The organism is Kitasatospora sp. NPDC059973, assembly GCF_042737525.1.
Taxonomy (GTDB): domain Bacteria; phylum Actinomycetota; class Actinomycetes; order Streptomycetales; family Streptomycetaceae; genus Kitasatospora.
Map to the genome: position 1 here is coordinate 1 of NZ_JBHWUI010000232.1, position 9,974 is coordinate 9,974.

The following is a 9,974-nucleotide window of genomic DNA, read 5'->3' on the forward strand; positions in this document are numbered from 1 at the left end:
CTCCACCGGTGGTGGAGCGGGCCCCCGTCGTCACGGCAGCACCCGGGCGCGGGCCGCGCCCGGTATCAGCGAGCCGGAGCGGACCGGAGCGCCGGGGCCCGGAATCAGAGCGCCGGGGCCGGGAAGGTCGGGTACTCCACGCCGGAGACGTACTGGACGACCCGGATCACCTGGCAGGAGTAGCCGAACTCGTTGTCGTACCACAGGTAGAGGATCGCGTTGTCCCCGTCCACCATGGTGGGGCCGGCGTCCACGATCGAGGCGTGGCGCGAGCCGATGAAGTCGCTGGACACCGCGTCGGGAGCGGTGACGAAGTCGATCTGGCGCTTCAGCGGCGAGGTCAGCGACACCTCCCGGAGGTAGTCGAGGACCTCCTCGCGGGTGGTCTCGCGACCGAGCCGCAGGCTGAGGATCGCGATCGAGACGTCCGGCACCGGCACCCGGATCGAGCTGCCGGTGATCTTCGCGTCGAGGTCCGGCAGCGCCTTCGCGACGGCGGAGGCGGCACCGGTCTCGGTGATCACCATGTTCAGCGGTGCCGAACGGCCGCGGCGGTCCGAGCTGTGGTAGTTGTCCAGCAGGTTCTGGTCGTTGGTGAACGAGTGGACGGTCTCCACGTGGCCGCGCAGCACGCCGTACTCGTCCGCCATCGCCTTCAGCGGCGGGACGATCGCGTTGGTGGTGCAGGAGGCGCAGGACAGGATCTGCTCGTCCGGCTTGATCATGTCGTGGTTCACGCCGTGCACGATGTTCGGGACGTCGCCCTTGCCCGGCGCGGTCAGGACGACCTTCTCGATCCCGGGGCGCAGGTGCTTCGAGAGCCCCTCGCGGTCCCGCCACCGGCCGGTGTTGTCGATCAGGATCGCGTCCTTGATCCCGTACGCGGCGTAGTCCACCGTGGTCGGGTCGTCGGAGTAGATCACCGTGATCTCGTGACCATTGGCGATGATCTTGTTGTTCGCCTCGTCGACGGTGATCGTGCCGTTGAACTGGCCGTGGATCGAGTCGCGCCGCAGCAGCGAGGCGCGCTTCACCAGGTCGTCGCCCGCACCCTTGCGGACGACGATGGCACGCAGCCGCAGGCCGTTGCCCGACCCGGCCTTCTCGATCAGCAGGCGGGCCAGCAGCCGGCCGATCCGGCCGAACCCGTACAGCACGACATCGCGCGACCCGCGGCGCTCCAGCTTGTTGGCACCCGTGGCGCCGGCCACCGCCTCCGCGGTGAACTCCGCCACCGACAGACCGCGGTCATCGGCCTTGTACGTCGCGGCGAGCATGCCGATGTCGATCTGGGAGGGGCCGAGGTCCAGCGCGGTGAGCGCGTGCAGGAACGGCAGCGTCTCGGTGACCGAGAGCTCCGCCCCGGCTATCTGGCGGGCGAACCGGTGAGTCTTCAGAATGCTGACCACCGACTTGTTCACCAGGGAACGGCTGTGCAGCAGAACGGTGACGTCCCGCTCACGCTGCAGCCTCCCGATGATCGGGATCATCGACTCCGCGATCTCCTCGCGGTTCATCCAGTTAGTGAACACGTCTTCGTTGACAGTCACAGGTCCATCTTTCGAGCTAGGCGAATGCCCACATGCTAGCTTTGAGCCATTTTGGCCTCTCAGCCGGACCCACCCGAACAGCACTTCCCCCGCCCGGGGGCCGTCGGGACAAGCACCGCTCCGCTATCCGACGCCGGGCACCGCCTGGTGGATCCCGGTGATCGTCACGGCCGCGTCGAACCCCAGCACCGGATCGGGTCGCCCGGAAAGCAGACTCTCGTACAGCGGTCGGTAGTGCGCGACCTTCCGAGGAGTCCGCCCGTCATGACCGTGGGTGGCGATCAGCTCGCCGCCACGCGCCGCGAAGCCCGTCATGGCCGTGTGATCGATCCAGATCTCCACGCCTGAACGCCCGAATGTGAGACTGCTCTCCTTGCTGCTGGATCCCGTGAGCCAACTGCTGCGCAACCTGGCCGTGCCCGGCACGTCCCGCGACCGGTACTCGGCCGTGCACCAGGCACTCGCGCCGTCGTCCGTCTGCTGCCCGGAGCTGAGCGCGACGAGGTCGACGAACCGGGTGAGCATGCTCAGCTGGTTCACCCCGGAGTCCGTCCAGCTGGAGGTGTACGAGGCGAATGCCTCGGCCCCTTTCAGCACGTACGGGTCATAGAACGCCGAGGTGATTTCCGTCACCGGCCCCCAGTCGGGACGCCCGTGGACCAGCTCGGCCGCCCAGTCCACCTCCGGCGAGAACGCGAAGTGGTGCGCCGTGAACAGTCGGCTCCGCAGATCGACCGACTCCTCCAGCGTTCTCAGCCGGGCCAGCGAGGCGAGGTCGTGGACGAGGGGCTTCTCGACGAGCACCCGGGCGGTGGACCGGACCAGCGCCTGACGGGCCAGCTCCGCGTGGGTCTCCGTCGGCGTGGCCAGCACGACGAGGTCGGGCTGGTGCGCTTCGAGCGCCTCCGCGAGGCCGGCGTAGTGCGGCGGCCTGCCGCCCTTGAAGACGGGCCGCTCCGCCGGGCCGGGATCGACGGTGAACTCGAGTGAGACCTCGGCTCGTTCGGCTAGGACATCGAGATGGGTGCCGGCGATCGTCCCCAATCCGACCAGGCCCACACGTACGGCGTCAGTCATGAGGCAGCGCTCCCCTTGTCCGGTGCGGATGGCGGCCGGCGTCCACGGCCGTCATCCGGCCACCACCTCGGCCCAGCGACCGAGCGCGGCCACCGGCCCGTCCACCCAGTCGACCGCAGGACCGCTCTCCGCCGCGCTCGCGGGACCGTCGATCCAACTGCTCACGATAGGCACCCAGTAGATGTTGCCCCCCGACGTACGGGTGCGCTCGTCGAGAGCGGCCCGAGTACGGCGGGCGCCGGCATGGTCGCCGACGAGCGTTCCGAGAAGGATCTCGGCCACGTCCGCCAGGGTGTGCCCGCCCCGATACGCGATCCTGTCCGCGAGCTGCCGGGTGTCTCCGACCGCGGTCCTTGCCTCGCCGATGGCACCAGCCATCGCCTGGGCGACCGCCTCGGCAGACCTGATCTTGACCAGTTCCACGGGGTTGGGCACCAGGTCCAGGAGCTCCCGGGCCCGCGTTGCCGCTTCGGAGACGGTGACCGTGTCCGCGGACCAGCACGCCGTCTGAGCGAGGTTGGCCAGCGCCTTCGCCTCGGCGGCGGCCAACCCCTCGGACCGTGCCAAGGCGATGGCATCCCGATAGGCGGCGGCCGCCTCGTCGAAGCGGGCGTTGACCCGCCAGACGTGTCCCAGCAACCGCAGCCGTTCGCCCTCGCCCTCTGGCCCGTGACCCTGCTGCCCGTGCAGAGAGGCGAGCGCGGTCGCGAACCGCCCGTTGAGGTAGTCGTAGTCGCAGAGCCAGTACCGGGCCGTTGCGTCGAACTCGCCACCCAGGAGGTCCTGGTAGATCGCCGAGGCCTCCGTGTACTGGCCGTGGTTGCGCAGAGCGTGTGCGAGGTGGACCCGCACCAGGTGCGCCGTCAGACTGCCGGGCCGTACCGACGCGTCGGCGTCGCTCAACACCGCGATCGCCTCCTCCACCTTGCCGGTGCGTCGCAGCCGGACGCCCTGGATCGCGGCACGGATCGCCCGGTATTCAGGCTGTTCCGCCGGAACGCCGGCGAGCCCGGCTCCGAGTTCCGTCCACTGGCCGGCCTCAACGAGCCGTTGCGTGGCACGGACCATCCAGTCGTCGAAGACCCGGTGCTCGGCCGCGAGCTTGAGCCCGGATTCGAGAGCCTGCGCAGTCGCGACGCGCCCGCCGGAGGCTCCCGCGCGCTCGCCCAGCCAGGCCAGCAGCCGGATGGCGGTCTCGCGGCGGTCCCGATCCGACCAACCGTCCGGCAGCGTCCGGTCCGCCTCGCCGATGGCCTGGCGCAGCGCCGTGTGCAAGGCGTACGGCCGCTCGTAGGCGTCGTCGTGGGTCAGGAACGGGCGCCGCAGGAAGCGTGCCACGCATCCGTCGGGAACCCCGGGCCGGCCCGCCCGAAGCAGCTCGGCACCGACCCGGTCGATGAGTGCCGCCGTACGGACCAGGTCGCGCTCGTCACGGGGGAGGTCCCTGATCGACCGGGTGGCGACGGCGGTGAACGATCCGCCGAAGTCCGTGACCTCCGGCTGCCCTCCGCGCGCCAGCAACGCGGCGAAGTGCGACACCGAGAGGTCCAGGTACAGCGGGAGTCCCTGGCCCCCGGCGATGATCCGCTCCCGGATCGCCGCCGACATGGCGGGGCGGCCGTCCCGGGTGAGCGCCTCGCTGAGGTAGCTGTCCGCGTCGGAGTCCGAGAGGTAGCCGACGAGGTGCTGCCGCGGCTCGATCGTGTCGTTGCTGAAGTGCAGATTGGGCCAGCACTGTGGTCCGGTGAAGTCCAGCTCACTACCTGCGCCGGCGTCGGCCCAGTCGACGCGATTGCGACCGGTGATCACGAACAGCACGTTCGGCATCAGGTAGACACAGCGCTGCACGAGGCGTTCCAGTGCGCGGTCGGTCCGGCCGTTGACCACCTCGAAGGTGTCGAGGAACACGCACACCCTCGGCCGACCGGCCGACCGGCCGCGTCGGGGCCGCTGCTCCAGGTCCCAGGCCAGTAGATAGGGGAAGTAGGACAGGGTCTCGTAGTCGGCGTCCGCTTCCACGAGTTCGGCGAAGAGCTCGCAGTCCGACAGCAGGCGGCCTTCACGCACCCGGTCCCGGATCGTACGGTACGTGGCCAGCGCCGCCCGATGGGCGAGCCCGGCCAGACCGCCCAGGCCCGCCGGGTCCACCTGGCGCACGCTCTCCGCGATCTGGTCGCCCAGACCGATGCTCCGCGCGGCCCGTCGAAGCGTGGGCGAGGCGTCCAGGAACTCCTGCAGGGCCTCCCCGGGGTGGGCACGGGCCCAGTAGGAGGCCAGCGCCAGGTCGAAGGCCGGCCAGCGGTCTCCCAACCGTCCCAGGCCGGCCCGCAGGCGCAGCAGCAGGTTCTCGATGTCGCAGGCGCCGTCCTCGGACACGTCGAGGCGCAGGGTCACGACGTCGTCGCGGCCTTCGGCGGCCGCGTCGGCGAGGAAACGACGCTCCAACTCGTGCGAGAGCGTGGACTTCCCTATCCCGCCCACCCCGTAGAACGTCAGGACATTGCGTCGCCCCTGGGCACGGTCGACGACCGGCGAGACCTCGGACTCGTCCAGCATCCGGTGAAGCCCGTCCACGGACCGCCCGAACGCGGCCACCTCGTCGACCCGGTTGATGAAAACCTGTTGTGCTGTGACGGTCGACTCCAGGCCGTTCATGAACGCGGCCCGCAGGTTCACTCGTGCCATCCGGCCTCCTTGTCCTTCGTCCCGGAAGTATCTCGCCCGCCGTACACCGGAGGAAACACCGGACTGAGATCCTGGCAGGACCCGACGGACCGTCACAAGGGGGTTCTGAGCCCCTTCAGGCATCCGGCCCAAAGGGTCATCACCACCGGACGGCCGGCCCCCGGCCAGGTGGGTCAGGCCGGGTGGGGCTCGGTGGTGAGGGTGGTGGTGAAGACGGGGGTGCCGGACTGGGTGGCTCGGATGTGGGTGCGGGGGTGGCCGTCGGGAGTGGGGGGTGCGGGGGTGGTGGTCAGGAGGCAGGGCTGGTCGAACTCGACGTAGCGCAGGAAGGTGCTGTCGAAGGCGACCGGGACGGCGGGGTGGGGCAGGGTGGCCCGGGTCGCCTGGACGGCGGCCTCCAGGAGGACCATGCCGGGGACGTGGTCGTGCGGGTGGTCGAAGAGGACGCGGTGGCCGGTGTCCGTACGGAGCTGCCAGTGGTCCGGCGCGCCCGCCGGTGAGATGACGACGTCCCGCTCGTGGAGGCGGCCGACCACGGCGGTGGGGGCCGGCGGGGGGAGCGGGAGCGCCCGGGCGAACGCCTGGGCCGCGTCGGCGTAGCGGCCGCGCAGGCGGTCGTAGAGGGCGGGCGGGTGGCTGGTGTAGTGGAGTTCGGCGGTGCCGAGGTGGCGCCCCCCGCGCCGGGCCTCGACCTGGGAGACCAGGTGGGCGGAGCCGAGCCGCCGCCTGGTCACCGAGGTGTGCGTGATCAGCAGGTCGACCTCGGGCGGGCCGGAAGTGGTGAGCAGCTCGCCTGAGTTGACGGACGTTCGGATACGCTCCATGCCGAAGCGGTGCCCGAGGGGGACGCCGTGGACGGCGTGGCTCAGCACGGTGAGCGCCTGGCGGGCGCTCTCGGTGAACAGCAGGGGGCTGTAGCGGCCGCCCTCCGTGTAGAAGGGGTGGTCGTGCGGCCAGTGGACGGTGACCCACTGGGTGGCGCCGGAGACGTCGCCCCAGTCGGTGACGAGCGCTTCGCCCGCCACGGACTTGCCGACCAGGGCCGGTATCTCCGGCGGGACCGTCGGCCGGGTGCGGGTGGCCGCCGTGTGCTGAACGATCGTTGGACGCGACTCCATGATGAGCCGTCTCCCCCCGGAGTCAGTGTGGCGGGGGACGGGAGCGGTGCAATCGTCCCCCCAGCCTATAAAATGAAGAATACTCTTCTTTATCAAGCAACATGAGGTGCAGTCGTATGGTGGGACGCCCAGTGAAACAGGAGCGGGCCGAGCGGACGCGGGCCGCCCTGATCCAGGCCGCCGCGAAGCTCTTCGGGGAGCAGGGCTTCTCCGGAACCAGCGTCGTGAAGATCGCCGACGAGGCCGGCCTGACCCTGGGCGCGGTGTACTTCCACTTCCGCAACAAGAGCGAGCTGGCCCGGGAGATCGTCTTCCGCCAGCCCGAGTGGGTGGTGACCCCCCGCCCCTCGGAGGGGCTGCAGCGCGTCGTCGACGTGTCCCTCACCTGGGCCTGCCAGCTGCTCGACAACCCCATCCTCCAGGCCGGGGCCCGACTGGTCTGGGAGCAGGAGCAGTTCAACTCCCCGGACGAGAACTCCCACCGCCAGTGGGCCGAGATCATCATGGACGACCTCCTGGTCGCCCAGCGCCGGCGGGAACTGCGGGCCGGCACCGACGTCCAGGCGCTCTCCCGCCTGGTGGTCTACGCGTGTACGGGGGCCCAGATGCACTCGTTCATCGAGACCCGGCGCGCCGATCTCCCGGAGCGCGTCGTGGAGTTCTGGCAGCTGCTGCTGCCGGCCGTCGCAACTCCCGCCACCGCCAGGCGGATCGAGCTCTCGGAGTGCCGCGGCCGGCCCGAGTAGCGCCGACGGCCGGGACCGCCCCGTGCCGGTCCGCTCCCCGGACGGTCGACCGTCCCGACTGGTGCCGCCCCCGGCGGGCCCGGGACAATGATCGACATCCGAGTTCGACGACACCGAGACCGGCTCGCGGGCCGGTCGGCGCCGCGGGCAGGGGGGCGAAGCACATGGAGCACCGTCAGGGTCTGTTGCAGGGCAGGACCGTCATGATCACCGGGGCGTCCAGCGGGATAGGCGCGGCCGCCGCCCGGCTGTTCGCCGCCGAGGGCGCGGCCGTGGTGCTGACGGCCCGGCGCAAGGAGCTGCTCGACCGGCTCGCCGAGGAGATCCGCTCCGCGGGCGGCCGGGCCGAGGTGGCCCCGGGGGACGTCACGGCGACGGCCGACGTCGAACGGGTCGTCGCCACCGCCGTGGCGGCCTTCGGCGGCCTGGACGGCGCCTTCAACAACGCCGGCTGGGGGGCGATCGGCTCACAGCTGCACGAGACGGACGACGCGGTCTACGACCGGATCATGGACGTCAACGTACGCGGCGTGTGGAACTGCCTCAAGCACCAGGTACCGGTGATGCTCGGCCAGGAGTCGGGCGGGTCGATCGTCAACACCGCCAGCATCGCGAGCCTGTTCGCCACCGGAGCGGTCTCCCCCTACGTCGCGGCCAAGCACGCCGTGCTCGGCCTGAGCCGGGCCGCGGCGGCCGAGTACGGGGCGCGCGGGATCCGGGTCAACGCGCTGGTCGTCGGGACCACCCGCACCGAGCTGATCGAGGACGCGATGCGCCAGGTCCCGCAGTTGGAGCAGGTCGCGGTGGGCAGATCCATCCAGCCCCGGCTCGCCGAACCCGTCGAGGTGGCGCGCGCGGCGGCCTGGCTGCTGAGCGACCAGGCCTCGTTCGTCACCGGTGGTGCCGTCCCCGTCGACGGCGGCTGCAGCGCCGTCTGACGGGGCCGGCGGAGCCGGGGGTCGGGCCCGGCGGGGTGACTCTCGCCGGTGGGCTCAAGTCAGGCACCGATCACCGCAACTGAGGAGGTCCCAGATGCGGCTGATGTGCTCCACGGACTGCCCGTCCAGGGGTTCCTTCCGGCAGGCCCGCTGCCGGATGCAGGACTCCGCGCCGGTGACCAGGTACCCGGCCAGGGTGGCGAGGGTGCTCCGGTCCCCGTACGGGCCCAACTCGGCCTCGTGCGTCGCCTGCAGGCGCTCGTGGATCACCGGCGCCCAGGTCGTCGACCAGTCCGGCTCCCCGGGTTGCTCCCGGGCGAGCCGGGCCGCGGCGCGCACCACGGCCTCCCGCTCCAGCAGATCGGCCAGCGCCAGGGTCAGCGAGATGACCGACTGGACCGGGGGTTCGCTCCGCGCCGTCACCTGGCCCACGACGGCCTGGGTCACGGCGTGGCCCTGCGTCCTGACCACCGCGGCCATCTCCTCCTTGCTCTGGAAGTGGAACGTCAGGGCTCCGGTGGTGATTCCGGCCGACCTGGCGATCCGCGCCAGGGACGCCCCCGCGTATCCGTCGCGGTCGAACTCGCCAGCGGCCGCGCTGACCAGGTTCTGTCGCGTCCGGGCCGCCCTCTCTTGCATCATCATGCTCCTGTCAGATGTGGCGTTCATACACCCGCACCATAGGCGTAAAAAAAGAATGCCACTATTTTTGTAGCGGGGCCGCCTCCCCGTGGTGCATCCTGTGTAGAACTGGTGTACAGGGGGGACTTTATGACTCTGGCGACAACCTCTCGAACCGAACTACCAGGTCAGCCCCGGGCCGTGGTGTCGATCCCGTACCGACGGACCGAGAAGGCCTCCGAGCCGCAGGCGATCCGGGTGCTCGTGGTCGCCGGCGACCACGACGCCGCCGAAGGAAGGGCTCATGACCTCCGACGACAGGGGTACTGCACGAGACTTGCCGGAACCGGCGCGGAAGTGCTGAGAACACATGAGCACTCGGACATGATCCTGCTCGACCTCGATCTTCCCGACATCGACGGCCTGGAAGTCTGCCGTTCGATACGAGCGAGTGGAGACAAGCCCATTATCACTCTCACCGGCCGCGACACCGAACTGGACCGGGTGCTCGCCCTGCAGGCCGGCGCGGACGACTGCGTCGTCCGCTCGTGCGGCCCCAGGGAGATGACGGCCCGTATCGAAGCCGTCCTCCGCCGGGCCCGCCCCAGACCGGCCCCGGTCCGGATATTATCCATCGGCCCGCTCCACGTCGACGAAAGGACCCGTGAAGTCCGCCTGCACGGCGAGCGGGTGAGCCTCACCGCCAAGGAGTTCGAGCTGCTGCACATCCTGGCCTCGAACCAGGGCCACGTCATGTCACGCAAGGATCTGATGGCCCGGGTCTGGGACACCGACTGGGTGGACTCCAGCCGGACCATCGACACGCATGTGCGCAACCTTCGCGCGAAGCTCGGCGCCAGCACCTGGGTCATCACCGTCCGCGGGATCGGCTACCGCATCGGCCACGGCTGACGGCCGGCCACGGGCCCGCCCCGGAAGGACCGCACCGACAGGACGGCACCCGCCCGGAGCGCCCCGCGCGAACGGCGTCCCGGCGCGCACGACACCCTCATCGAACGACCCCGCGCAGCGCGGGAACGAACCGACCTCGCACGGACAGCAGCCCACGGGCCCACCCCCGAGGCACGCCGCCGGCCGGCCGACTGATCGTCATCTACCGTTTCCCCGGCGGTTGACAGGCCGACGACCGGCGCGCGGAACCCCGGCGAAGAGCGAACCCGGGCGCACCGACCGAGCGGTTCGGCAGATGGCAGTGGCTCCCGCCCGAGGGCGGGAGCC

The 9,974-nt window shown here is 70.7% G+C and carries 8 protein-coding genes; 3 read left to right on the top strand and 5 right to left on the bottom strand.

The window, feature by feature from the left end:
- Window positions 1-104 precede the first annotated feature (104 nt).
- The 4 genes from ACFWA9_RS35980 to ACFWA9_RS35995 all read right to left on the bottom strand — a co-directional run bounded on the left by ACFWA9_RS35980 (window position 105) and on the right by ACFWA9_RS35995 (window position 6,430).
- Window positions 105-1,550: a glyceraldehyde-3-phosphate dehydrogenase gene (locus tag ACFWA9_RS35980; RefSeq protein WP_380393194.1), complete on the bottom strand. Its 1,446-nt coding sequence runs from the start codon at window positions 1,548-1,550 to the stop codon at window positions 105-107.
- Between the two features lie 123 nt (window positions 1,551-1,673).
- Window positions 1,674-2,627, bottom strand: a complete 954-nt coding sequence (locus ACFWA9_RS35985) for a Gfo/Idh/MocA family protein (RefSeq protein WP_380393197.1) — start codon at window positions 2,625-2,627, stop codon at window positions 1,674-1,676.
- A 51-nt stretch (window positions 2,628-2,678) separates the two neighbouring features.
- Window positions 2,679-5,312 carry a hypothetical protein gene (locus ACFWA9_RS35990; RefSeq protein WP_380393200.1) on the bottom strand — a complete coding sequence of 878 codons (2,634 nt, stop codon included), beginning with the start codon at window positions 5,310-5,312 and terminating at the stop codon, window positions 2,679-2,681.
- 173 nt (window positions 5,313-5,485) lie between these two features.
- Window positions 5,486-6,430: a ScbA/BarX family gamma-butyrolactone biosynthesis protein gene (locus ACFWA9_RS35995; RefSeq protein WP_380393202.1), complete on the bottom strand. Its 945-nt coding sequence runs from the start codon at window positions 6,428-6,430 to the stop codon at window positions 5,486-5,488.
- Window positions 6,431-6,546: 116 nt separating this feature from the next.
- Here ACFWA9_RS35995 and ACFWA9_RS36000 point away from each other — a divergent pair, with 116 nt between their 5' ends.
- Together ACFWA9_RS36000 and ACFWA9_RS36005 are read left to right on the top strand one after the other, a co-directional pair.
- Entirely contained in the window at window positions 6,547-7,176 is a 630-nt protein-coding gene (locus ACFWA9_RS36000; RefSeq protein WP_380393205.1) for a ScbR family autoregulator-binding transcription factor, read from the top strand.
- A 203-nt stretch (window positions 7,177-7,379) separates the two neighbouring features.
- Window positions 7,380-8,114: an SDR family NAD(P)-dependent oxidoreductase gene (locus ACFWA9_RS36005; RefSeq protein ID WP_380393211.1), complete on the top strand. Its 735-nt coding sequence runs from the start codon at window positions 7,380-7,382 to the stop codon at window positions 8,112-8,114.
- 54 nt (window positions 8,115-8,168) lie between these two features.
- Here ACFWA9_RS36005 and ACFWA9_RS36010 read toward each other — a convergent pair whose 3' ends face one another.
- Entirely contained in the window at window positions 8,169-8,759 is a 591-nt protein-coding gene (locus ACFWA9_RS36010) for a TetR family transcriptional regulator (protein WP_380393208.1), read from the bottom strand.
- Between the two features lie 240 nt (window positions 8,760-8,999).
- Here ACFWA9_RS36010 and ACFWA9_RS36015 point away from each other — a divergent pair, with 240 nt between their 5' ends.
- On the top strand, window positions 9,000-9,647 hold the full coding sequence (locus tag ACFWA9_RS36015; protein WP_352287675.1) for a winged helix-turn-helix domain-containing protein: 648 nt from the start codon (window positions 9,000-9,002) through the stop codon (window positions 9,645-9,647).
- Window positions 9,648-9,974: the final 327 nt, after the last annotated feature.

Bases quoted from the DNA above. Each gene is read 5' to 3' on its own strand.
- ACFWA9_RS36005 (WP_380393211.1), top strand. From the start codon at position 7,380: ATGATCACCGGGGCGTCCAGCGGGATAGGCGCGGCCGCCGCCCGGCTG.
- ACFWA9_RS36000 (WP_380393205.1), top strand. From the start codon at position 6,547: ATGGTGGGACGCCCAGTGAAACAGGAGCGGGCCGAGCGGACGCGGGCC.
- ACFWA9_RS36010 (WP_380393208.1), bottom strand. From the start codon at position 8,759: ATGATGATGCAAGAGAGGGCGGCCCGGACGCGACAGAACCTGGTCAGC.
- ACFWA9_RS35990 (WP_380393200.1), bottom strand. From the start codon at position 5,312: ATGGCACGAGTGAACCTGCGGGCCGCGTTCATGAACGGCCTGGAGTCG.
- ACFWA9_RS35995 (WP_380393202.1), bottom strand. From the start codon at position 6,430: ATGGAGTCGCGTCCAACGATCGTTCAGCACACGGCGGCCACCCGCACC.
- ACFWA9_RS35985 (WP_380393197.1), bottom strand. From the start codon at position 2,627: ATGACTGACGCCGTACGTGTGGGCCTGGTCGGATTGGGGACGATCGCC.